Genomic DNA, 24898 nt, shown 5'->3' on the forward strand with positions numbered 1-24898 from the left:
CGATACGCATTTGCATACCGGAACTCGCCAGGACAGGCACGCACAGCGGTGCAGGCACTCCGATTGTGCCGACAACACATATGCCTGCCCCTGCGGGCATTGCAGCGACTCGAGCTTTGTCTTTCCTTCGTCCCGTATCCGATTTCATATGACGAAACCGTTTCCGTAGGCGTATATGTTTTTGATGTAGTCAATGGTCTTGAATGAAAAATAGGACAATAGAAGAATAAAAAATGGATTCATCAACTGTTTGTTCTTGGCGGCAATAAACAGAAGCGTAACGAATCCGATCATATTGACCCTTTCCGGCCCCAGCAAGGCCACGGAAATGGCGATCGGGGCCATATATGCCAGAAGAGTTCCGAAGCGAATAGAGAGCACAAGAGCCAATGCAATCAGGCCGAGAAGTCGAACGAAATCGCTAATTTTAAAGGTATTTACAGCCGAGTAGTGTTCCACTTTAAATGTGATCGACGCGCCGTAGTGTTCCATGATGTAGTATACGCCAAAAGCGGCAACAATCGTCAGAGCGACGAAAGGTACGAGGGTCGATAGCTTCTTGAAATCTTTGACGCGCATTTCGGCAAATCTACCGAGAAACAACGACGCATAGTTGATGAACATCTGAAAGTGAAAAAGCGGAGTAAGAAGTCCTGAGACAATGCTGATTTTCCCAGGAAACGCGAACAGCAGAGCAAAGAAGAGGTACCCGAACTTGAGGCGTTCGGCCGACGTGAGCAATACAACAAAGTAGAAGTTGGTCACGACAAATAAAAATATGATCGGGTTTGCTCCGGAATTCTTCATGGCCAGACCGACTGCCATGGTCAGGAGAACGTTGGATAGCGCGATATACGTATTCTTTTCGAAACCTAAATTCACAAATATCCAGGAAATGTAGCCATAAAGGGGCTCTGCGCTTCCGGTATTGATAAGTTGCAACTCCGTCACGGCAGAAAATGGAGCCTGCTTCAAGGAGTGGTAGAAGTTTATATAGAAGATTTGGTCGCCATTGATGTAATGGGCTAGGAGGGATTGGGACGAGATATATACCAGGATCGAGACCGACAGGATCAGGGCATACCACAAAAAGTTGCTTTTCCTGACGACGAGCAATCTCCTCATCTTAATACCAAGCGCAGGAGATTGCCTATTGGTTTGGTAAACTGTCACATCTCGCCTTTGCATGGAAACTCCTACGCTTCTTCGAAAAGCATCAAGGGGTACGGGCTAAATCAAAATTCCGCATGTAGTCTTCAAAGCTACCACTCATTTTTTCCATCTCGATATTGAGGCGCCGCTGCGCGGCGAAGATATCGTCGAGGCCTCCCTCATATCTTCTCCCGCCTGCGGCGGTGGGCCGGAGAAGTCGTTTTGCCAAGTATACATATCGGTCCCGACGAACCTTACGCTTTTCGTGGTCCACCGCTGACTGGAATGTCAATAGGGCCTGGGACAAAAGGTCGGCGGCTTCCCAGGTTGCGCTTTCGATTTCTGCGTCAAACTCAGGATGGCGCGCGCGACAGAGCGCCAGAAAATGAACGAAATTGAACTTTTGCAATTGATCCGGAGCCAGCGCGATGAGGCTTGTCAGCCCTGCATGCGCCCAGACGGTTTCCACCGAGAAGAATTTGGGCACACCGCGTGCCCAACCTGAGTGTTCGAAGCTGCTGGTCTGGCTCTCGGATAACAGCGCTCCCTTGTGGGTGTTCATCGCGCTGCGGCCGGAATTGCTCTTGGCCGAAGCACCGGGAATCGTCAGCGGGATATCGATCTCGATATACCTTTCAAGAATACACGCCAAGGAGACTGCACCGGACATGTCCGGACTGCTGCCATGAAAATAGGCGCCGGTGCGTTCCTTGACCTGTTCGAGTTTCTGCCGCTTGATCAGCCCGTGGTAGCAGCGGGGTGTTTCATGTGTTCCCTGCAGACCGCGATCGAGCAGCGCTTCGAGATCGGCGGCGGCAATCCGCCATTTGGGAGGCTCCAGGCGGCGGGGCAGGTAGAGTCTGCTCGCATGCCCGGCCCCGACCAGCTTGGAGCGGAAATCCGGCCACGCGTAGTTCGCGAGAATGCGGTGTGAAATCGCGCCAACGTCCTTTTTTGCGGCCCAATTAACGGCGTCAAAAAGGCTTTTCGACACGCCATCGTCATCGCCGATGATGCAGACATAAGTGCCTCGGGCCGCGGCCACTGCGGAATTGTGGTTTTCCGTCAGGTTCGACGGACCCTCAGGCCGGATTAGCACCAAACGCGGATCATTCCGCAATTCGGGCCGCTCGGCCAGAAATGCAGTGAGGCGACCGTCGGAGCTCGTGTCCGAAACCACCAGTTCGAAATCCCTTGACGGATAATCCAGAATACCCGCGATTGCCGGACCGGCATATTGCGCGCGGTTATGTGTTGGCATCACGATTGACAGTATCGGCGGTTTGGTCATGGCTTGGTCCCGGAATAGTTCAGGCGACGGATGTGGTCGGAAACCGTCTGTGGAGTGTTTATGCGCCGAAATAGCTCACGAATGGCTATTTTGCGAACTCGCCCGTCCGCAGTTTTTCGACAAAACAGACGACTTGATCCCGCTTGAGTATCGCGACGTAAAGCGAAAACAGTATCCAAACCAGAAGCGAAACGGATGTGGAAAATACTGTCGTGATCACGAGGAAGACCGCGAGAGCCCCTATCTCCCAAAACGTATTTGCCGAGAACCGACCACCCATTTTCTGGCGAAGATAGAACTCGCAGGCATAGACACAGACGAAAACGGTGAAAAGGGTTGCAAAGACAATACTGGCGAGTGCACCAGTCGACAAGAACATGGTTGTCGAAAGCACGCAAACGACGACCAGAGCCGACAGGTTCGCGAAAAGCATCGGAGTCTCCAGACGCAGCGCCTTGAAAAATGTGTTGTTCACGAGAGTCATCTTGCCCTGAAGCACGATAACGACGAACATCGGCGCCAAAAATTCGATAACCTGCTGGTATTTTACGAATACGTGATCTATGGCCAACACCGCCGGAAAAAAACCGCTGAGCATAAAAAACAGCATCACCAGGAATGCATTATTCGTCTTTTCGAAATAGCTGCTATAATTGGCTCTCGGCAATCGTTTGAGCGCGGGATACACGACCACGCTCAAGGCTGAAACGCTTACGAAAACAATGCTCGCGATCGAGACGGCAAAAGCGTAGTGCGCATAACTTTCGATGCTTCCGCTATATTCGACGATGATCCGCCCGGCACCGAAGATGAGCATCCCGCTGAGATTCGCAATCAATAACTGCGATCCGGCCCCCAAACTGCTTCGGAATTCTCTGAAACCCTCGGACACCGCGGCCACCCCGCCGAAAAAAAGTTGACGGTATTGGTACAATAGAAAAATAAGAAGAAGGTATTTTGAAATGAGGTCCATGATGATGAGATAGTAAAAGTTTCTCAGGTCATCAAAAACAAGTCCAAACAGACACAGAGTGAAAAATATTTTATCCGCTGAGACCAGATAGGAATAGGCACGCAATTCGTTGACGGCCTGAAGGGTAAGGCCGATGTTTGCGATTACGCCCAGAACGATAACATTGAGTGCGATAGCTGCAAAAATGACTTGTCTCGGAAAATCTTCGTTCAGCCCAGCAAATACGAGAAAACCGGTGCACCCGGCTGTGATCAGGAGCAGATAGAACAAATTTGCCATCCGGAGCTTCGCGAACGGCAAATCCTGAAGGTCGAAACCGCCGTATTTCAGATAAAGCCCGTCGGTGTAGCCCAATGTCGTGACGCCGACATAAAGCGTATAAAAGAGATAGATCTGCCAGTACCCGTAATCCGAAATGCTAAGGGTCGCAGGAATAGCAAATGCCTTGACGAACCCGGTTGCCAGGACGATCATTTGTGAGCCAAAGACAAAGATGGCGTTTCGGACAAAGCTGGTACTTTTGTGTCTGGTCACGAGCGTCGTTCTTCAATTAGCTTGGTGAGGCATGGTATCGGTCGTCAACGATGTGGCCCGATCTCAGCTCTTGCCAGGTTTTCCGACGGCTTTGACAAACAAATCTACGGTCCTGGCCGCCGTTCCCGAGGTCCGGGCATAATGGTGAGAAAACTCCCGGGCACCGTCGCGACGTTGACTTTTCTGCTCGACCGTCATGGCCGCAAATTTATCCAGCTCTTGTCGCCAGGTTTCTGTTTCATCTAGAGGAATCGCCAAAATTGCTCCGGATTCTTGTGTTTGCCAGGGTGTTCTATTGCTGATGATGACGGGCGTTCCCGCCCGAAGGGATTCGAAAACGACGTGCCCGAAATTCTCTCCATGCGTCGGAAAGGCAAAAAGATCGTAGTCGGCGAAAGCAGAGGAAACCTTTTCCGGATGGAGCGCGCCCTTATAGCTTACACTGACATTCTTAGGCATGTCCGAAACGAGGGCCTGGCAACGATCCCAATATTCTGTATCTTCAATCGGCCCAAAAATGTCCAAGTCGATTCGTGCGGATGTCCCGGCAAGGATCCGCAGCAACTGATCGAGGTTCTTCATGGGCGAAATGCGCGAAATGAATGATACGCGGAGCTGCCCGCTCGGCCTGGGCGACACTCGTCCGACCGGTGAAGGATCGAAGTTCACTTCGACGGGGTCCTCGGCCACGCCGACGTTGGCGCCGGGAAAGCAGCGCAGGATGTCGTCTTTTTCCGCCTCAGTTGAGGCGTGCCAATGAATGTCGCGATAGAGCCCAAGCGTGCGAACCAGAGAGAGGAACATCTTTTTCTTGATTCGTTTCAGGGCCAGAGCGCCGGAAGAGAATTCTCCCCGCGGCGCCAGTAGGATTGGAAGGTGCCGGTTCTGCCAGCGGGACCAAAGATATATCTGGATCGTCGACCGGAAGCCGAAGAAACTGTTCAAATAGAGCAGGTCGCAATCGAGCGAGGCCATGGCCTTCTTCAAGCCTTTCACGCCAAACTCTTCAGGGCTGGCATAGTATATGGGCCCGTATTCTGTTTCGGTCCAAGTATCTGCCTGAATAGCATCATATCGCACATTGGACCCGAGATCTCGGTCGCGTGTAAAGACTGCGATGTCGGCGGATTCAGTCAACTGCTTGCGCATGTTTGCGATCGTGCGAATAGGTCCGCCCCCTTGAAAACCAGGCAGGAAATAATCGACAACACAAAGAACTATGACTGGACCGTCTGTCATGACCAGTATGCGGGCTCAGCCCCCTCACTGGGACCGGCATGTCTGCAGGGAAAACGATGCATAAGGATGTTGCGCGCAAGTATTGCGAACGCATGCCACACCGCCGCTCCAAGCAGTTCTTGATGTTCCTCCGTCGCGTCGATCGGGCGACAAAAAAAACGTGCGGTATCGGTGACAAGTGTCCGCCTTTGACCAAAAGAGTCTTTAGAACTGGTCGAAAAGTGTCCAATTGGAACAATCAATTGCAATTTCCTTTAACATCTCTTGGACGCCGCCGGCATTAAAGCAGCTCTACCCAAGCGGCATTTCGCAGTTTTTCGTGAATAATGGTTCACCAAGCGGGTTGTGAATGCGCTCAAGGCGGCTTTTGGCTTGCGTTGGCATCCAGATCGATTTGAAGCGCCTCAATCTCTTCTTTGAGCGCCTCATACTCTTCCATCTTCCTAACCCAAAACGCTCGCGTCAGCGCTGCCTTTCGCGCAATCCCCTTCGGCGTTAAAACGTAGGCATATCGTCGCTTGTCTTCTGCCGCCGTGAAATTCCCCAGCTTCACAAGCCCTTTGTCGATCAAGGCGTTCAGTACGTAGTGGATCCCGCCTACACTGACGCCAACTGCCTCAGCCAGCTCACGTTGGGACATTTCCGGATTATCTTGCAGAAGGCGAAGCACGCGAAAATGCGTGTCCTCCTGCAGCTTGGTGCGCTTGCTGGTCATTTCAGGATTTTCTCAAGCTACCGCACAAGGCCTGCCCGCGGGGCGCCTTGTTGGATGCAAAGGTGATGATGAGAATAGATTCCACATCGCTCAGTTTCGAGCGTTAGCAAATGCTGCGCGCGCAAACAAGAGGGAATTTCAGAATTTCAGAGGTTTTCGTCACTTCGGACGCTGAAGTAGCCACCAACCCTCAGGGGCTGGCCCAACCAGAGGGGGACCTCACTTACTCCGAGGACATCGGCGGGCCTTCAAAAGCGCCACCAACAGATGGCCTGGATATGTGACCAGTTCATAACTGAACGACTTCGTCAGCACAAGGCTGATTCATGGCTGCCGTTGTTCGTCGGCACCGAGCGAGGTGTGGCAGCTGACCCACGAGACTCGGCCCTATGTCGCTTGGAAAACAGTCAATTTGAAAGATATACTGCAAGCTGATCCTGAGCCGAGCCCATCACCCGAGTTGGCCATTCTGTCCCGGGAGAGATGCCGCGTTACTGTCGTCTTTCGCCAGTTGGGCTTGTGCTGTCACTTCGGCGGCGGTTGGTCCATCCTCCCGCTCAGCCTGTTCCACAGCCTCTTCCATGCTGACTGTATTCAGCACCAGTTCGAACTGCTCGAGGATCTCTGACGCATGTCGCGCCACGTAGGACCGGACGGCCTCGTTCTCCATCAGCTTTTTCAAGTAGCCCTTAGCAACGACCAGGTTCAGCAACTCGGACCCGTAGTTTTCCTCAGCATGCTTGTACTTTTCCTGCACTTGGCTCATTTCGCGTTCGAGCTTCACGATCTGTTCCAGAGGATCACCCTTGGGCTGTTCTGGCTGCGGCGGCTTGTAGTCGGTGCGTTGTTCCGGCGGCGTTGCTTTCAGCAGGGCGTCCGCATGCGCCGCTGTGATCGTGTTTGCGGCGATCATCAACTCTACCGCCTCAATCTGCCGAGCAGCTTTCATTTTGCGCAGATGCCGGGTCACATCGGGCGTGAACTGGTGGTCCTGCAGCAACTCCACCGCCTTGGGACAGATCCCGTGCAGCAGGTTGATGCGGCTGTTGATGGTTGAGAGGTTGACGTTGAAGGCCCGCGCCAGCCTTTCCTTGCTGACACCTTTGTCGATGGCACGGCGCAGCATGTAGTGCTCCTGCACCGTCGAGAGCCGATTGATCCGGTGATTGTAGGTGTAGGTCTCGAAATCTTTGGCGATCAGGCAGGGTGCGGTGTCCTGTCCCAGTTCCTTCAGCGCCAGCACCCGCAAATTACCATCGAGCAGCAGAAAACCCGCCGCCTCCGGATCTGGTTTGATGACCGACAGCGGCTCGATCAATCCGATCTCCCGGATCGAGGACACGATCTGCTTGAACTTGCGCGTGGTCATCACACCGTCCGGCACTTTTTTGGAGGGCATCAGCTCTTCGAGCGGGATCTGGAAGGTCTCGAGATCAAACCCGAGCGTCAGATTCAACGGGGCCTTGGGATAGGGCGCGTCGCTGTCATCGGCGTCAGGCTGGGGAAAGGCTCCGGGGTAAAGAGGCTTCACAGTGCTGAGGTCATTCATGGGTTCATCCTTTCGATGGGTCAGGCGGTTTCAATGCGGTCGGCGAGGTATTTCGGCAGGCTGTCGAGGCCTTCGGCGCGCAAAAGCGTCACGAAGTGCTCATCGGCAAAAAGGCGTTTCAGACCCTGGACCACCAAGAGCAGTTGCTGGTGCGCGTGATCGGCTTTCAGCATCAGCTTGTGCTGGCGGGCGACCTCGCGTTGATAGGTCTTGACCAGTGAATGCGCCGAACTCGGCAGCTTCGGGCGATCGCCGCCGGTTTTCGGGCCCTTTTCGCGGCGCTTTTCGATCAGCCGCTTGGCATCCGTGATCTGGTGCCCCTTGAGCTGGCCGGTCTTGTAGGCCTCTTCCAGCATGTCGCCCAAGTTTTCATCGTCATGCTTGGCGCGGGCGATCTCGAGGGCGGTTGTGAGTGGGATGGTGCCGTTTTGCACCGCCTCGATCAGGCGCTCCTCGCCTTTTTCCAAAAGGAAGACGATGTCGCGCACATATTTTTCCGACAAACCCGTGCGGGTGATGATGTCGTCGATGGTGTAATCTCGGGCCAGCAAAAGCTCGATGTCGGCCAAAATCTCCAGCGGCCGATGGCCCCGCCGGGCGATGTTTTCGGCCAGCGACATGATGAAGGCGTCCTCGTCGGTCACATTCACCACCAGCGCCGGGATGTGGCTTTCGCCCAGCAGGCGGAAGGCGTTCAATCGGCCCTCTCCGCAGACGAGCAAATAGGCGGGCGCCCCATCAGCACCCTCGCGCTCTGTCACCGTGATCGGCTTTTTCAGACCAATGGAGCGGATGTTTTCGACGATCTCCTCGAAGACCTTCATGTTGCGGTCCCGCGAATTCAGGACATCGATCCGGTCGATGGGGACGAGCGTGACGCTCTCGGGTGTGTCAGTCATCATGGGTATGGTTTCCTTCTTTGATGTGACTGTTCATGTTTTGTACTCGCGTTGATTTTCATAAGCCCTCTCCTCATCCCCATTTCCGGCGAATGCCGACCCGCTCGGCCATGCCGTAGAAAAAGCCGAGGTCCTCGAAGCGGAAGGCCTCGAAGGCGATGCTGGTGCGATTGCAGAGCCGGATTTCCTGTCGGGGAAGATCGAGCCAAGGCAGAAGGTAGTAATCGAGCTCCTCGCGATTGTCGGGATCAAGCCGCACGGCCAGTGTCACATCGGCCTGATAGCGCATCGGGTCAAACCGGATCCGCCACCGCAGCTGGCCGTCGCCTTGTGGCTGACAGCGTGCGAGAACCAAGCTGACAACCATCTCGCCGTTGATGGTCAGCAGGTCGGTCTTGGGATCACGAGCAACCGTGCCACCCACCTCGGCAATTGCCGCCTCCGTGCGCGCGATGATCTCCGGGTGCATCCCGCGCAGGCGCTTGTTCAGCGCTATGCGCTCCTGATCCCGATCCGAGCGATAGCCAATCATCTCATAGGCGCGCGCGAGAGACCCAAACCTGTTGCGATAGTCCGAGGACGACGGCATGTCCGGCGTCTGGTCGATCAGAACCCCTGAAAGCTGGCCGGCGTCCGCATAAAGCCGTTTCAGATGATCTAGCAGCTCCTCGTCCGACAGACGGGCAGACCGCGCCGTGATGATTTCCTGCGCGGTCAGGAAAAACTCGAGCGGCACGATCCCCTCGAAGGCGCCTTCCTTGCGCACCCACATATCGGGTGGGTTGTCCACATGCAGCTTCTTCAGCTTGAAAGAGGAGCGGTTGTAGACGTTGTTGCCGATGTATTTCTCATTGGTCAGAACGGTGCGCACCGTGCTGGAATTCCATGGCCGGTCCAGATCGGTTGTGACACCTTCCTCGTTCAGGCGGTCGGAGATCTCGCGGAAGGACAAATCCTCCTCGATCAGCCAGCGATACATCTTGTTGACCCAGGCCACTTCCTCGTCAGGCCCGGGCATCAGGATGACGCGGTCGGTCTGCAACGACTTGTGCTCGCCGCGCTTCAGCTTGCCCTTGATCTCGCCGCGCTCGTTCACAAGCACACGGCGCAAGCCAAACCCGGCCGCGCCGCCTTGGCGAAATCCCAGCTCAATCAGGCGGCACTGGCCAGCAAACACTTTGACCGACAGCTCGCGGCTGTATTCGCCGGCCATGGCGCGTTTGACGCCTTTGACGATGGTCGAGACCGGGGAGCCATCGTTTTCAAATTGTTCGGCGCAATAGGCGACATTGATGCCAGCGCGCTTGCAGATGTATTCGTAATAGGCACTTTCATCTGCGTCCTGGAAACGACCCCAGCGACTGACGTCGTAGACCAGGATCACGTTAAAATCAGCTGCGCCGGATTCCACATCTGCGATCAGCTGCTGTAAGGCGGCGCGCCCGCCGATGGAAAGGCCGCTCTTGCCGTCGTCGGCATAGGTCTTGATGATCTCGATGCCGCGCTTCTCGGCATATTCGCGAATCTTGTCGGATTGGTTGTGGGTTGAATACTGCTGGTGCTCCGTCGACATGCGCACATATTGCGCCGCCCGAAACTCGGTAATCTCGCCACTCCCGTCCAACTCAGCCTCCGATCCGTGTGTCTGTCGGTCGGACGTTTGCTCGGGTCACAGAGTGTATCAAGCTGATAGTGCTGGATTATCTCATTATATCAACACTTTGTGGGCGATGCGGGCCATCACCTTCATCAAAATTTCACACACCTTCCGGAAATGCTGACTTGCATCTGTTCAAGTTCGAGCGATATGTGGGCGGTAGAGTTTTAATGAGGTTGCAAGATGACATTCCACGATCGCGGCACAAGCTGGTTTCTGGCGCAGTTGAAGCCAAACTGCGCCTATATCGCGGACAAGAACCTCAAGCGCCAGGGCTTCCAGACCTTTCTGCCGATGGAAGAGGAGACAAGGCAGCGGAACGGCAAGTTCGCCACTGCCATGCGGCCACTGTTTCCGGGCTACATCTTCGTCTCCTTCGATGTGGCCCGCGGGTTCTGGCGGACGGTCAACTCGACCTATGGCATCACGCGGCTGGTGAGCTTCGGCGAGGAGCCGACGGCTGTGCCGCTGGATCTGGTCTCGCAACTGATGCTGCGCTGTGATGCGAAGGGCAAGTTGCTGCCACCCAGGCTCTTGAAACCCGGTGATCAGGTCACGCTGACCAAGGGACCATTTGCCAATTTTGTGGCAGAGGTGGAAAAGATTGCGCCGGACCGCCGGGTTTGGGTCCTGATGGAACTCATGGGCGGTCTGACCCGCGTGGCCGTCGGAGCGGATCAGCTGCGGGCTGTTTGAGTATGGCGGTGCTCCTGCAACCAGCATACTTTTTGCGATAGTGATGTCCAAATACAGAGGAAATGCACGTGCCTAAGAGAGTAATCATTACCGGAGCCAGCGGCTTTATTGGCATGCAGATTGTTCCGCGGCTGGTTTCGGCTGGGTTCGAGCTTCTCCTAGTTGGCCGAAATCCGGATAAGTTGAGCGAGCTCTTTCCTGGCGTCAAAAACTGCAGTTACTCCTCGCTTGCTGAAGCTGGGCAAGGCTTTGAATTGCTTTTGCATCTCGCCGTCCTGAACAACAACGCTCTATCTAACGCGGATGAGTACCAGAAGGTGAACGTTAATCTTCTAGAGCAAACACTAGCTACGGCCAAACGAGCCGGCGTTTCGAGATTTGTAAACATTACGACTTTTCATGCTCTGGACGAACACGGTTCAGAATACGCCCGTAGCAAACGCGCAGCGCTCGATATCCTGAAAGCCGAAGAAAACATTGCTATTACAAATGTCTTTCTACCAGCTGTTTATGGCGATGAATTTGTTGGCAAACTCTCGATCGTGAAGAAGGTGCCTGCGCTCCTGCGCCCTGCTGCCCTTACTTTCTTGACCGCGCTTTTACCGACAGTGCATGTGGATGAGCTTGCACGAGTCTTGGCTACTGATATTGGCGCCAAGCCGCAGTCAATCATGCTAGCATACTCCCAAGATCAAAACATAGTCTACAGAATTGGTAAGCGTCTGATTGATGTGTTGTTTAGCGTTGCGGTCATCACACTTGCGGGATGGATTCTAGCTATTGTTTGGGTTCTGGTCCGGTTGGGATCGTCAGGGCCTGGAATATTTGCGCAGGAGCGGGTTGGGCAGAACGGAAAGACTTTCACTTGTTATAAATTTCGGACCATGAAGACTGGAACCAAGCAAGCCGGTACTCATGAAATGACCGCTGACGCGATAACAGGCATTGGGGCTTTTTTACGAAAGACCAAGATTGATGAGTTGCCGCAAGTTTGGAACATACTTCGTGGAGAGCTAAGCCTTGTTGGGCCGAGGCCAGGCTTGCCTGTGCAGACCAAATTGACAGATGAGCGCCAAGCGCATGGTGTATTCAGCGTCCTGCCAGGGATTACTGGGCTCGCTCAAATCAACGGAGTAGACATGAGTGATCCGGAGCGGCTTGCTCGAATGGATGCGAAGTATATTGCACAACGCGGACTGCTGCTCGACTTGAAGATCGTTCTCGCGACATTCTTGGGGCGAGGGCAAGGAGATAAGGTTCGCGCTTGAGATCTGCAGGCGCGGTCAACCTGCACACCCCATTGTTTGACTGGTTCGCTGTAAGGCCCGATCGCACCGAATGACTGACGAGCTTATTCCCGCATCAATGATTACAATGGCTTAAGGGGTAGAGAGGGTTTGCGGCCAGACCCTTCCCGTCCGCCACTTGCCATTTTGTTTGATTTGATCAAGTCGCTTTAAGCGGCCTTTTTCTTTGTTTTATATTGCCCTAGATGGATTTTGCCATTGTGCTGGATTTCTTTCGATTGCGCCCATATTCTATCCTTTGGTGGTATGAAACGTGGCACTGACAGGTAAGCTAACCAAGAAACTGGTCGAGAATTTAAGTGCTGGGCGGCATGGCGATGGCGGCGGGCTGTATCTGGTTGTCGATCCATCCGGCGCGCGGCGCTGGATTGTGCGCGTCACGGTCAAAGGCCAGAAGAATCGGTTAGGCGCGCCATTACGCACCGATTTTGGCTTGGGTGGTGCCGATGTGGTGACCTTGAACCAAGCCCGCGAACGCGCGCTTGAGTATCGGCGCATGGCCAAGCAAGGTTTGAACCCACGGTTCAATGCAGCGCGCGAGATACCAACTTTCGCGGAAATTGCCCAGCAGGTGCATATCGACCGCATGCCTACCTGGAAAAACGCCAAGCACGGGCAGCAATGGATCAACACCTTGCGCGATTATGCCTTTCACAAGATTGGACGCATGCCAGTTGATAGCATTGAACAGCCAGAAGTGCTGATGTGCCTTTCCCCTATCTGGACAGAAAAGCACGAAACTGCGCGGCGCTTGGCCCAGCGCATAAAGATTGTTTTGGACGTGGCAAAGTCCAAGGGCTTTCGTTCGGGTGAAAACCCTGTGACCGCCATTCACGATGCACAAGTTTTGCCAAAGGTGAAAGCCAAGCCTAAGCACCACAAAGCAATGCACTGGCAGGCGGTGCCAGCCTTCTATGCTGATTTGCAGGCCCGTGACGCGATGGCAGCCAAAGCCCTTATGTTTACATGCCTGATTTGGACTACTTCAACAATAATCGCAAAGCGGCGCGGGTGGCACATACTGAACGCGATATTCCCTATTCGACAATGGAGCAGGCCGCACATGCGTTTCAGGCGATGCCGTTTGAAACCGAGTTCCAGAAACGCGACAAGGCGCTGTTTGCCTTCTTCATGCTGACAGGTGCGCGCGATGGTGCCGTGGCAACATTAAAGCTCAAGCATGTGAACATCGAGCTTGGGCATGTGTTCCAGGATGCGCGCGAGGTAATGACCTGACCCCCTGAAACTCCTCCGGTTTGATGTAGAGTCCGCCCAACCAAAGGACGGACAAATGAAAGCACGGTTCACGGACGAGCAGATCATTGCGATGATCAAGGAGTAGGAAGCTGGTGAGAAGACCGCCGATGTATGTCGGCGGCATGGGATCAGCTCGGCGACGTTCTACAAATACAAATCGAAGTATGGCGGCATGGAACCCTCGGATGCCAAGCGACTGCGGGCGCTGGAAGATGAGAACGTGAAGCTGAAGAAGTTGCTGGCGGAACAGATGCTCGACAATGCCATGCTGCGAGACATCAATTCAAAAAAGTGGTGACGCCCGAAGCGAAGCGACAAGCGGTGGTTCACCTGTGCGAAGCGCACGGCGTGAGCCAGCGGCGGGCGTGTGATGTGCTGCAGATTGATCGATCGACGGTTCGATATCAGTCGATCCGTGACGATGATGGCGATCTGCGTGAGGTCATAAAACGGGTTTCTCGTGAACGGCGCCGGTTTGGATATCGGCGCATCCACGTCATGATCGCGCGCGAGGGCCACATCGTGAATCATAAGAAGTTGAGGCGCATTTATGTCGAGGAGAAGTTGCAAGTGCGCCGTAGGGGTGGTCGGAAACGGGCCTTGGGCACAAGAAAGCCAATGGTGCTGCCTGATGGCCCGAACCAACGTTGGAGCCTGGATTTCGTGTCGGATGCTTTTACTGACGGTCGTCGGTTTCGGATTCTGGCCGTGGTGGACGATTTCACGCGCGAGAACCTGGCCTTGGTGGCTGACACCTCGCTGTCAGGATTGCGCGTCACACGCGAGCTGGATCGGGTTATCGGTGAACGTGGCGCCCCTAGGACCATAGTTTCAGACAACGGCACTGAGTTCACCAGCATGGCGATCCTCAAATGGGTTCAGGAGACTGGTATTGATTGGCATTACATCGCGCCCGGCAAGCCTCAGCAGAACGGTTTCATCGAAAGCTTCAACGGTAAGTTGCGCGATGAATGCCTGAACGAAACGCTGTTTGGTACCTTGCGCGAAGCCCGAGAAACGCTGGCAACATGGCAGGAGGATTACAACTGGCAGAGGCCCCATTCAGCCTTAGGCAACCTGACGCCAATGGAATTTGCTGAGAAAATGAGCATGGACAAACTGGCAGCTTAACGCCATCAATTTAACACCACGGACTCCGCGCAAAGCTGGAGGGAACTTGGGGCGCAGGTCAGTAAAAACCAAAGGTGCGAAAACCATCCATAGCCAGTTCTTGCCGATTGATCCCACCTATCGCGACTGCTTCACCGCCTATTTTACCTATTTGCGCGAGGTCAAATTGTTCGGGCCAGAGGATGCGCTATTTCCCAAGGCGCGGGTGGCGGTGGTGAAGGGCAAGGGCTTTGCGAATACGAGCTTGGCGCGCACCGGCTATACCAATGGGTCAAAGTTGAACACGATCATTCGCGGTGCGTTTGCAGCGGTGCAGATGCCGCAATACACCCCACATGCCTTCCGCAAAACCCTCACCCATTATAGCGACAAGATTTGCCCAAACCGCGAGGCGTTCAAAGCATGGTCGATGAATATGGGGCATGAAAACGTGGCGACCACGATCAATTCCTACTTACCCGTGACAACCGAACGGCAGATGGAGATTCTGCGGAATATGGGTCAGGATTAGGTTCGCTGGTCTATTTTGAACGCTACAGATTTGGCTGCAATTTCGGTCACAGGAAATTACTCATTCATGCGCTGTCAGCCGTCAGCGCATATGGTTCCAAATAGCGGTATTTGACAGCAGAGAGTTTTGATGTATCCACTCGATTGCTCATATCCAAATTTTTGCATATGATATTGCATCTAAAGCGTTAGTGCTATGTTACATTGGCACCTTGTTCACTATTTGTAATATTAACTTAGGGAACTAGACTTTCGCTACCCTTTCGCACCTTGCCCACGTGCGTATGCATCCTCGAAACGTATAATGTCATCCTCACCAAGATAGCCGCCAGTTTGCACCTCGATGAGAGTCAAAGGCAGCTTCCCTGGGTTCTCCATTCGATGCACAGCCCCTAGCGGAATGTAAACCGACTCGTTTTCTGTAAGCAGTTTTACTGTTGAGTCTACCGTCACACGGGCAGTACCTTCGACAACGATCCAATGTTCAGACCTATGATGATGAGCCTGAAGGGACAATATCCCACCGGCGTTGACAACGATCCGCTTAACCTGAAATCGGCCGCCTACTGCAAGCGATTCATACCAACCCCAGGGACGATAATCTCGTGACAAGGTCTCCGCCTGAGCTACATGAGCCGATTTGAGTGCTTGTACTGCCAGTTTAACTTCTTGCGTACGCTCTTTATGTGCAATCAATACCGCGTCATCCATCGCGATTGCGACAATGTTATCTAACCCAATGCCTACCAACTGCTGATTTGGTGACTCCGACCGCAGAAGACTATTGGTACAACCTATCGCAGTCACAGGGCCCTTCAATGACATACCGTCTGGGCCCGAGACAGATTCTCGCCAGACGGCTGCCCAACTCCCAAGATCGGACCAATTTCCACCATAGGGTACGACGGTTAAATTGTCAGCCTTTTCCATAATGGCATAGTCGATCGACACGTCAGGCATCTTGGTCCACGGCTTCGGCGAAAGACGCATAAATGCAAGATCTCGTTCGCCGCCTTCCACAGATTTCCGGGCCACATCTAGCAGTTCAGGGGTATGAGCTTCAAACTCTGCAAGAATGGATCGCGTTGAAAACAGAAAAATCCCGGCGTTCCAAAGATGTTGACCTCGAGCCATCATTTCTTGTGCTCGAGCGACATTCGGCTTTTCGACAAAAGTCCTTAGTGGTTGGGGCGCGGGCGAGCATTCGGCATCAATAGGCTGAGATAACTCTAGCCAACCATAGCCTGTTTCTGCGCTATGGGGACGAATACCAAAGGTCACAATCTTACCAGACTGCGCGGAAGGCACCGCTGCTCTGACAGCGTCACGGAAGCGTTCTGCGTCGGGTATCACATGATCAGATGGAGCGACGAGCATTAGTGCCCCAGGATGCTTTGCATCCAAAACCAATGCCGCTGCACATATAGCTGGCGCTGTATTTTTTGGGTCTGGCTCAATTAATATCTCACTTGGGCCAATTTCCATAGCAGCCAATTGCTCTGTAACAATAAATCGGAAGTCCGAACCTGTAACAATGATCGGCGGTGCGAAATCCTGGGCTGCCAACCTGTTGGCTGAAACTTGGAACAAGCTGTGTTCACCTAAAAGCCGCGTGAACTGTTTGGGGTAACTTTTGCGAGAAAGAGGCCACAACCTTGTGCCTGCACCACCACAAAGCAGAACAGGATGAATCTCTTGTGTCATAAATTATCCAATCATCGCATTCCGTTTGATCATCAGAGCCGCGCAGTTTCTCGGTTTTTGAGGAACCAGCGATACGCATCTGCAATACCTTCCCGCAACGTAATTCGCGCACTCCAACCCATAGATTGGATTCGGCCGACATCCATGAGCTTCCGCATAGTACCGTCGGGTTTAGTGGGGTCAGTGACAATCTTACCTGTATAACCGGTCACATCTGCAACTAGCTCGGCAAGCTGAAATATCGAAATGTCTTCGCCAGAGCCAACATTTATATGGCTCATCATTGGCTGAACGTTTCTGTCATACACATTTTTAGGCAAATCCAGCACAAATAGACTGGCTTCAGCCATATCATCTACATGCAGGAACTCTCGACGTGGCCGGCCAGAACCCCAAATCGACACCTCAGTCTTATTCTCGGTAGCCGCTTCGTGGAACCTGCGGATCAAAGCTGGCATCACGTGGCTGTTTTCTGAGTGAAAATTGTCGCCAGGACCATAAAGATTAGTTGGCATTACAGATCGGTAATCTGTGCCGTGTTGCCGATTGTAACTTTCGCAAAGCTTTATTCCTGCAATTTTTGCAATGGCATATGGTTCGTTCGTTGGCTCTAAAATGCCAGTCAACAACGCGTTTTCGGCCATTGGCTGGGGCACTGAACGCGGATAGATGCAACTTGAACCAAGCTGCAGCAGTCGCCTAACGCCTGCGCCAAAAGCTTCATGAATCACGTTGCTCTGTATCATCAAATTTTCATAAATAAAGTCCGCTGGGTAGGTATTATTGGCATGAATCCCGCCAACTTTTGCCGCCGCCAGAACCACAATATCAGGGCGTATGGATTGCATGAAATCGCGCACGTCCGCTTGACTTGTTAGATCCAGTTCCTCATGGGATCTCGTTACCAATTCCAGACTCTGGCCGGCACTTTGGCGAGCCTGTAGTCGACGCATTATTGCACCGCCAACCATACCTCGATGCCCAGCAAGAAATACCTTGAACATTAATGCCCACCTCCCTCTAGGGCGACCGGTAGATCAAGGCCATGGGCGCGCAACACAGCGTGACGACGCGCCAGTTTAAGATCTTCAGCAACCATCTCAGCGGCCATCTCTTGTACGGTGATTTCCGGCTGCCACCCCAAGTCTTCGCGTGCCCTTGTCGGGTCACCCAAAAGCGTTTCAACCTCGGCAGGCCTAAAGTACCGTACATCAATACGCAGAATAATATCTCCTTGTTTAACCGCAGGTGCGTCGTCACCGGTGACTTCATCCACAATCGCGACTTCGTCCAAACCCTCGTTTTCAAATCGCAGCGAAATGCCAAGCTCGGCTGCACACCAAATTACAAATTCGCGCACAGAATATTGGACACCCGTTGCAATAACATAATCCTTCGGCTTGTCTTGTTGAAGCATCATCCACTGCATTCGCACATAGTCTTTGGCGTGCCCCCAATCGCGTAGCGCATTTATGTTGCCCATGTATAAACATGGCTCAAGCCCTTGTGCGATATTCGCCAATCCGCGCGTAATTTTGCGTGTGACAAAGGTTTCACCCCGGCGTGGGCTTTCATGGTTAAACAAAATGCCGTTGCACGCGAACATTCCGTAAGCTTCGCGGTAATTTACACACGTCCAATAAGCATATAGTTTGGCAACGGCATAAGGGCTACGTGGGTGGAACGGCGTGGTTTCGCTTTGTGGTGTTTCTTTCACGAGACCGAATAACTCTGAAGTAGATGCCTGATAGAAACGCGTTTTGTTTTCGAGTCCAAGAAACCGAATTGCCTCAAGTAGCCGCAATGTGCCAAGCGCATCCACATCGGCCGTATATTCTGGGGCTTCAAAGCTGACTGCCACATGGGACTGAGCCCCGAGATTATAAACCTCGTGCGGCTGCACCTCTGAGAGGATTCGAGTCAAATTCGAACTATCGGTCAAATCACCATAATGCAACTTCAACCGCTGGTGGTTGCTGTGTGGGTCTTGATAAATGTGATCAATTCGCTGCGTATTGAGTAACGAGGCACGGCGCTTTATGCCATGCACTTCGTATCCCTTTTCTAGAAGAAACTCGGCCAAATAAGAACCGTCTTGCCCGGTAATACCGGTAATTAATGCGCGTTTTGTCATGGTCTCTGATAACACCCAGTCTTTGATCGCTTCAATGGTGATAATGAACATATTGTCACATTTTCACCAGCCCGATGCCCAGTCCAAAATGCGCGCAGTGTTTCAAAAATTGTGGTCAAAAATGTGGCTATCTGTTTGGGGCGTTTTTTGGTTTGTGTCAGCACTTTTTGTGTTGAGATAGAAATATTGATATCCTAGCAGCCAATTCGGCAGGTGCTCCATTCGGTGAATTTGCTAGTCGTCTGATTAAGGGCTGGCCTACATCTTCATCTGGCCTACGGCCATCATTGGAGGTGTTTCCGTCAAATTTGCACAGATCAATGGCGCATTGGCGTTTGCGACCTCACTCATTTTTTGCAGGAATTCTGTGCCTGTCTGTCGGCTTGGCGCAGAATATTTTTTCGTGTTATTCAAAAATGGACGTTTGATGTTGAATGGCCGGATCGATGGTATGACTTCGTGCTAACAATGTGTTTACGCTGAATTGTTGGCGTGTATCTGGCAAATGCTGACATTATCGGTGTTGACCCGTGGGGTCTTCGCTGTAAACAAGGCGCAAATGGTATTATTTCAAGGGCATCGATGTGACTAAACTCAAGCAAAATGTCATAACCCTACTGCGCCCTGGCGGTAGGTACGATTCTCGGTTTTTCGTAAATTCTATTCTTGCAGATCAATCAGCAAAACGATTCCGTGTTGTGAAAGAAGATGATGGTACTCCGTTTATCTATCCTGTCTCATTTAGCCCATTAGCAGGCAAGGATCGTGACGACCGGACATTCGAATACTTTGGAGATGCCCCCCCCTCGGTTCTTGAGGCGCTGAGAAACGGTCGCGGCCTGTTTGTGATAGATCACAGCAATGAAGGCATGGAGCCAAAGAACCACACGTTAAAACTGTTGCATGACAGGTTCTCGGCACTGGGCATTCCAACAGAAAGAGTTCTGCTTCTTACGCAAAATATGCGGTTTGAAGATGGATACAATGAATGGATTCATCGACAGGGTGACAGTGCGCCGAAGCAATTTCAAGTTGCGATATATCATTGTTTTCTTCGTCAACTGGCAACTTATGCGGAAAAAGATCTCGGCCCGGCAGGCGAGCTTTCGCGACGAGTGGTTGACTATAATGCCTCTATAGATTCGGGCGCATCACGGCCCAAGCGGTATCTTTGCCTAAACTTTACGCCTCGTGGTCATCGCCTCGCGACAATGCTGCATATTATGCAACACGGGCTAGAATCTATGGGTCATATTTCATTTCCGGGCTTGGCCAATCGGAAAATGAGTGTTGCTGGGCGCACAGAACATTTGCTTAAGCGCCAACCATTCCCAGATATCGAGTTATTGCAACAACTGTTGCCTACCCTAGAAGCTCAACCAGCCTTGCAGTTGGATACTGACCCCTTTGTACGCGTAAGCCCGGTCATCGACGTGGGTGAGTGGTGGTATTATGCCGAAAGTTGGTTTAGCCTAGTCACCGAGTCCGGCGTGAATGGTCGAGGCCACGAGCGTTTTACTGAGAAACCATTCAAAGCGATCCTTGGTTTACATCCATTCCTGATCATCGGGCTTCCGAGAACATTAAAACTGATGAGGGAGTATGGATTTCAAACTTTTGCACCATTTATAGATGAAACGTATGATTCAATTGAAGATGATAAGTTGCGTATAGCATTAGTTCTTGCCGAATTCCGAAGACTCTGCGCCCTTACAGATGATGACTGGGCCCTGCTGACGAAAAAAATTCAACATATTGTGCTGCATAACTTCAACCAGTTCATGGGGCCGCTTCAGAAATACTTTCTAGAAACTGTGGAAGATCCACTACTCGATCGAATGGCATTGCTAGCCGCCCCACGCAATAATTAAATTACTGTTTGGTATAATATATATAGGTGTAATCACTCACAATCCCATCGTGACGAAAATATACCAAAATATATCGTTAACAGCACACCTCCAGCGTCAGTATAAAAAATGAGTATTCGTAGAGTTAACCAAATTTTATTGACAGATTGGCGATTGCAAAGTCGGAAATCTCGGATGCCGCCGTGTACATCTGTCTAATTGAGGTCGCCTCCTTTACCGATGGTAAGCGAGCAATTTCCTGACCAATATGCGCACCAATAATCATTGGCAATGCGTTTGCAACGAGTTGTGCCTACTAGTTAGATGAAAATACCTTGGCCCCCCCAGATCAAGGATATCCACTATCCTATTTAGCACCGAATGCGAGTAGCACAAATTGATGCGTGGTAATTTAGTGATATCATTGTTCATCTAATTATCAATATCTCTATATTACAAATGATTGATAGAATAGTGTGGCGGACTTCCTCTCCGCCACTTGCCCTTTCGAAAGTGTTCGCCCGATCCGGCTGTGGCCGGATATTTCCGTTGTTTTCGGGGGTTATACGGGAGGGGCTGAGAATTGGCTCCGTCGCCAGGAGGCCCGGTAGCGGTCTCTCAAGGCCGATATTCTCCGGACCTCATGACTGCGCCGATTTGGTTCAGAACTCGTAAGCTTTAGAAATCTATTCAGTTTCAGGATCGGCAACTTGAATATTTCGACGCTGGTGGCACTCGCCGAGATGGTGCAGAGATCGAACGTTCGCCATTGCCGTCGTTCGCCGCTCCTGCACCCACGACAGGGTCGCGATACGAAGCTGACCTTCGCTGCACCTTGTACGAAGGCCCGATCCCAGGGGCATAACTTGATGCGGCCGTAACAACACGGGCCGGGGAACGCTTGCGTACGTACCCCGACCAGTTCAGTGCACCGGAGCGGGATCTAAGCAACGATTGCGGTTCGGACACGTCCCGCATTCCGCACGCTCTCCGTTCCCGACGGCCTCAGGCCGATGCACCGTCAGGGTCAGGGCAACGGCTGCCGCGGCGATGACCAGGCCGATGATGCCTGCAAGCGTCAAGGTCTCTCCGAACACAAGCCACGCCACAACGGTAATCTCCCCGTTTTTAACGGGGTGCGTCCGTAGAACTTACGCGGCCATTTTCAGTTTCTGGGCGGGTGTGATGCCGCCTATGCCCATGTTCGGGCGGTCATTGTTGTATGTCCATAGCCATTGCGTGGCGTGATCTTGCGCCTCCTCTATGCTTTCGATGATGTATTGGTCGAGCCATTCGTGCCGGACCGTGCGGTTGTAGCGCTCGATGTAGGCGTTCTGTTGCGGCTGGCCAGGTCGGATGTGCTGGATGGTACCCCCTTTTTCCTCGGCCCATTCCATCACCTTTCCGCTGATGTATTCCGGGCCGTTGTCGACTCTTATGGTGCCGGGCTTGCCGCGCCATTCGATGATGCGGTTGAGGCTCCGGATGACCCTTTCGGCGGGCAAGGAAAAATCAACCTCGATACCCAATCCCTCGCGGTTGAAGTCGTCCAGCACGTTCAAGAGCCGGAATGCACGACCGTCCCCAAGACGATCGGCCATGAAGTCCATCGACCAAGTCACGTTCGGTGCCTCTGGCACCGCCAGCGCATCGGGTTTGTCCCGTTTCAACCGTTTCCGGGGTTTGATCCGCAAGTTCAGCTCAAGTTCGCAGTAGATCCGATAGACGCGCTTATGGTTCCAAGGATGCCTCTTCACGTTGCGCAAATGCAGGAAACACAGCCCGAACCCCCAGGTCTTGCGGGCATCCGTCAGCCCGGTCAGCAGATCGGCTATCTGCTCGTTCTCATCCTTCAGCTTCGGGCTGTAGCGATAGCAGGTCTCGCTGACCCCGAAGGTGCGGCAGGCCAGCGCAATGCTGACTTTTCGCCGTTCCACCACCGTTTCGGCCATCTCACGGCGTTGAGATGGCCCCGTCACTTTTTTCCAAGGGCTTCCTTCAACAACTCGTTCTGCATGCTGAGTTCGGCGAACATCTTCTTCAGCCTGCGGTTCTCATCTTCCATGGCCTTCATCTGGCTGATCATGGACGCATCCATCCCGCCATACTTCGCCCGCCATTTGTAGAACGACGCGTTGCTCATGCCATGCTCACGGCAAAGCTCTGCCACCGGCACTCCGCCTTCGCCCTGGCGCAGGATCGCGATGATCTGTTCCTCTGTGTATCTACTTGTCTTCATTCAGAATCTCCTCATGCATCTTGCCGAGAAAATTCTACTTATGCAGCCCCTTACTTTCGGGGGGGATTACCCCCCAGCATCAAGCAGCTGATCGTGCACCGACCTATCCCGCGCGACATTCGCGTCGAACTTCGCCTGCCAGAACTCGGGCCGCGTCGATGGAGTGGTTGTGTGACGACAGCCCTCATGGCGGTGCCAGAAGCAGCCATGCACGAAGACGATTGCGTGATGCTTCGGAAACACGAGGTCCGGTCGCCCGGGGACATTTTTCGAATGGAGCCGGTAACGGAAGCCGCGCGCATGAAGTGCCCGCCGAAGCACCAGTTCGGGCTTCGTGTTCTTCCCCTTGATCCCGGCCATCATCCGGGAACGGGTCTGTTTGTCTACGATATCGGTCACGTGCACCCTAGTCTTCGGTCTGGAACCTAGTATACACCGACTGAATGAATTTCGTCAGGAGCCTGATTTGTCAGCCACTTTCGGCATTGTCGATCTGTTTGCCGGTCCAGGCGGACTTGGCGAGGGATTTGCCTCCCTCGTCGAGGATGGACATGCGCCGTTCCGGATCGGCATCTCGGTCGAGAAGGAGGCATCGGCCCATCGCACCCTGACGCTGCGCGCGTTCCTGCGTGAATACCAAGCGCTGCACGGCGCCTTGCCCGACCAGTTCATCGATTTCCATTCGGGGCTTGTCCCCGAGCCGGATTGGTCAGCAGTCGACGCCGAAGCGTGGCAGCTTGCCATTGATGAGGCTCGTGCACTCGAACTCGGCACTGAGGCAGCTGCGACGGCGATTGACGGTGCCATCGCGAAGCTACGCAAAAACCATGACGATACGGTTCTAATCGGCGGACCGCCCTGTCAGGCTTATTCCCTGGTGGGGCGCGCCCGGGCCAAGGGCAAGATCGGCTATGTGCCTGAAGAAGATGAGCGGCACTACCTGTTCCGAGAGTATATCCGCGTGCTCGATAGGCTTCGTCCGGCCGCTTTCGTGATGGAAAACGTCAAGGGCATGCTGTCCTCGACTGTCGAAAGCCGACTTGTCTTCGAGTTGCTGATGGAGGATCTGTCCTCGCTCGGCACGGGCCACGGTCATCACTACGAGCTACTGGCTGTTCGGGTGGAAGATGGAAAAGCCAGCCTGCAAGAAGCCGCGCGACCGTCAGATTTCATCGTGCGCGCAGAAGAATTCGGGGTTCCGCAGCGACGCCATAGGGTGATCATCGTCGGAATTCGGTCCGACCTTGCGGGCGCGGCTGCCCGCGCGGAGGTTTCCGTCTCGGGTCTGACGCGGACGGTCAGTGACGTGATCGGGACGATGCCCGAACTGCGCAGCGGCATCAGTCGTGGTCGGGACGATTCATCGGCGTGGCGAAAAGAGGTCATTGAAGCGGCTAAACTCATGGCCAAAATCCATAAGGGGAAGGAGCACAGCCCACTTCGGGAAGCTTTCTCATCTGTTGCCAATCGAATTAAGTTGGACGCACCGAGCCGTCGAACGGCGTCATGCCTGCCGGATGGCTATGGCACCTCGAACGATGAACTTCTGCGGTGGCTCGAGCGGCCGGACCTGCGTGCCATTGCCCAGCACGAAACGCGCGGGCACATGCCCTCGGATCTGGGACGGTATCTGTTCGCCGCTGTGTTCGGGGCTGTGCGCGGCTACAGCCCGAAAGCTGCCGATTTTCCCCTCGCGCTCAGCCCGGATCACCGGAACTGGCACAGCGGTGTCTTCAATGACCGTTTTCGAGTCCAACTGGCCGACGCGGCCGCGACTACCGTTACGAGCCATATCTCCAAGGATGGACATTACTTCATCCATCCCGATCCGATGCAGTGCCGGAGCCTGACCGTGCGCGAGGCTACTCGGCTGCAGACCTTCCCCGACGACTACCTGTTCCTGGGCAATAGGACCCAGCAATATGTCCAGGTGGGAAACGCAGTTCCGCCGTTCCTTGCAAGGCAGATCGCGGCCTTGCTCCATAAGCTTCTGGCACGCGAAAGCCCAGGCTAAAGGAGCCCTGCGGTCTCGCATGCCTCCAAGTTTCCTCGTGCGCGGGG

General features: G+C 53.4%; 19 protein-coding genes and 2 pseudogenes. 8 read left to right on the top strand and 13 right to left on the bottom strand.

All coding sequences use genetic code 11. The features are described from left to right. Positions 1–144: 144 nt before the first annotated feature. The 8 genes from LGT41_RS10515 to LGT41_RS10550 form a co-directional block, all read right to left on the bottom strand. A complete protein-coding gene (locus LGT41_RS10515; protein ID WP_274126824.1) occupies positions 145–1188 on the bottom strand; it encodes a hypothetical protein in 1044 nt (347 codons plus the stop codon). A 28-nt stretch (positions 1189–1216) separates the two neighbouring features. Further along, entirely contained in the window at positions 1217–2443 is a 1227-nt protein-coding gene (locus tag LGT41_RS10520) for a glycosyltransferase family 2 protein (RefSeq protein WP_274126825.1), read from the bottom strand. A gap of 85 nt (positions 2444–2528) precedes the next feature. Further along, positions 2529–3950 (bottom strand): polysaccharide biosynthesis protein, encoded by a 1422-nt coding sequence (locus tag LGT41_RS10525; RefSeq protein WP_274126826.1) that lies wholly within the window; start codon positions 3948–3950, stop codon positions 2529–2531. Between the two features lie 63 nt (positions 3951–4013). Next, positions 4014–5189: a glycosyltransferase gene (locus LGT41_RS10530; protein WP_274126827.1), complete on the bottom strand. Its 1176-nt coding sequence runs from the start codon at positions 5187–5189 to the stop codon at positions 4014–4016. 355 nt (positions 5190–5544) lie between these two features. Next, positions 5545–5904 (bottom strand): MarR family EPS-associated transcriptional regulator, encoded by a 360-nt coding sequence (locus LGT41_RS10535; protein WP_274126828.1) that lies wholly within the window; start codon positions 5902–5904, stop codon positions 5545–5547. A gap of 451 nt (positions 5905–6355) precedes the next feature. Next, complete coding sequence (locus LGT41_RS10540) at positions 6356–7453, bottom strand: plasmid partitioning protein RepB C-terminal domain-containing protein (protein ID WP_274126829.1); 1098 nt, start codon at positions 7451–7453, stop codon at positions 6356–6358. A 20-nt stretch (positions 7454–7473) separates the two neighbouring features. Next, complete coding sequence (locus LGT41_RS10545) at positions 7474–8355, bottom strand: ParB N-terminal domain-containing protein (RefSeq protein ID WP_274126830.1); 882 nt, start codon at positions 8353–8355, stop codon at positions 7474–7476. 70 nt (positions 8356–8425) lie between these two features. Beyond that, positions 8426–9976, bottom strand: a complete 1551-nt coding sequence (locus LGT41_RS10550; protein WP_274126831.1) for a recombinase family protein — start codon at positions 9974–9976, stop codon at positions 8426–8428. Positions 9977–10192: 216 nt separating this feature from the next. On the opposite strand from LGT41_RS10550, the gene nusG reads away from it, so the two are divergent. From nusG to LGT41_RS10585, 6 genes and pseudogenes are all read left to right on the top strand, one after another. Further along, a complete protein-coding gene (nusG, locus tag LGT41_RS10555) occupies positions 10193–10705 on the top strand; it encodes a transcription termination/antitermination protein NusG (RefSeq protein WP_274126832.1) in 513 nt (170 codons plus the stop codon). Between the two features lie 68 nt (positions 10706–10773). After that, entirely contained in the window at positions 10774–11973 is a 1200-nt protein-coding gene (locus LGT41_RS10560) for a sugar transferase (protein ID WP_274126833.1), read from the top strand. Positions 11974–12265: 292 nt separating this feature from the next. Then, positions 12266–12775: pseudogene (locus LGT41_RS15950) on the top strand (tyrosine-type recombinase/integrase); the annotation flags it as partial. 248 nt (positions 12776–13023) lie between these two features. After that, positions 13024–13248 (top strand): hypothetical protein, encoded by a 225-nt coding sequence (locus LGT41_RS10575; protein WP_274129752.1) that lies wholly within the window; start codon positions 13024–13026, stop codon positions 13246–13248. Positions 13249–13303: 55 nt separating this feature from the next. Next, a pseudogene (locus LGT41_RS10580) lies at positions 13304–14400 on the top strand (IS3 family transposase). Positions 14401–14446: 46 nt separating this feature from the next. Then, the gene (locus tag LGT41_RS10585) at positions 14447–14911 is read left to right on the top strand and encodes a site-specific integrase (RefSeq protein ID WP_274126834.1); all 465 of its coding nucleotides are present in this window, start codon (positions 14447–14449) and stop codon (positions 14909–14911) included. A 254-nt stretch (positions 14912–15165) separates the two neighbouring features. Here the strand turns inward: LGT41_RS10585 and LGT41_RS10590 are convergent, their stop codons facing one another. The 3 genes from LGT41_RS10590 to gmd are packed head-to-tail and all read right to left on the bottom strand — an operon-like array spanning position 15166 to position 18748. Further along, complete coding sequence (locus tag LGT41_RS10590; protein WP_274126836.1) at positions 15166–16614, bottom strand: mannose-1-phosphate guanylyltransferase/mannose-6-phosphate isomerase; 1449 nt, start codon at positions 16612–16614, stop codon at positions 15166–15168. Between the two features lie 32 nt (positions 16615–16646). Beyond that, the gene (fcl, locus tag LGT41_RS10595; RefSeq protein WP_274126837.1) at positions 16647–17618 is read right to left on the bottom strand and encodes a GDP-L-fucose synthase; all 972 of its coding nucleotides are present in this window, start codon (positions 17616–17618) and stop codon (positions 16647–16649) included. Beyond that, the gene (gmd, locus tag LGT41_RS10600) at positions 17618–18748 is read right to left on the bottom strand and encodes a GDP-mannose 4,6-dehydratase (protein WP_274129711.1); all 1131 of its coding nucleotides are present in this window, start codon (positions 18746–18748) and stop codon (positions 17618–17620) included. Before gmd ends, fcl begins: the two co-directional genes overlap by 1 nt. A 584-nt stretch (positions 18749–19332) precedes the next feature. On the opposite strand from gmd, the gene LGT41_RS10605 reads away from it, so the two are divergent. After that, positions 19333–20619 (top strand): hypothetical protein, encoded by a 1287-nt coding sequence (locus LGT41_RS10605; RefSeq protein ID WP_274126838.1) that lies wholly within the window; start codon positions 19333–19335, stop codon positions 20617–20619. A 1130-nt stretch (positions 20620–21749) separates the two neighbouring features. Here LGT41_RS10605 and LGT41_RS10610 read toward each other — a convergent pair. Both LGT41_RS10610 and LGT41_RS10615 read right to left on the bottom strand, forming a co-directional pair. Beyond that, positions 21750–22837, bottom strand: a protein-coding gene (locus LGT41_RS10610) for an IS3 family transposase (protein ID WP_274126839.1) whose coding sequence is annotated in 2 segments (ribosomal slippage) — positions 21750–22576 and positions 22576–22837 — 1089 coding nt in all. Because the reading frame shifts where the segments join, the coding sequence is not laid out codon by codon here. A gap of 66 nt (positions 22838–22903) precedes the next feature. Then, positions 22904–23236, bottom strand: a complete 333-nt coding sequence (locus LGT41_RS10615; RefSeq protein ID WP_420720181.1) for a very short patch repair endonuclease — start codon at positions 23234–23236, stop codon at positions 22904–22906. A 67-nt stretch (positions 23237–23303) separates the two neighbouring features. Here LGT41_RS10615 and LGT41_RS10620 point away from each other — a divergent pair, with 67 nt between their 5' ends. Then, complete coding sequence (locus LGT41_RS10620) at positions 23304–24851, top strand: DNA cytosine methyltransferase (protein WP_274126841.1); 1548 nt, start codon at positions 23304–23306, stop codon at positions 24849–24851. Positions 24852–24898: the final 47 nt, after the last annotated feature.

Source organism: Abyssibius alkaniclasticus, assembly GCF_020447305.1.
GTDB lineage: Bacteria > Pseudomonadota > Alphaproteobacteria > Rhodobacterales > Rhodobacteraceae > Abyssibius > Abyssibius alkaniclasticus.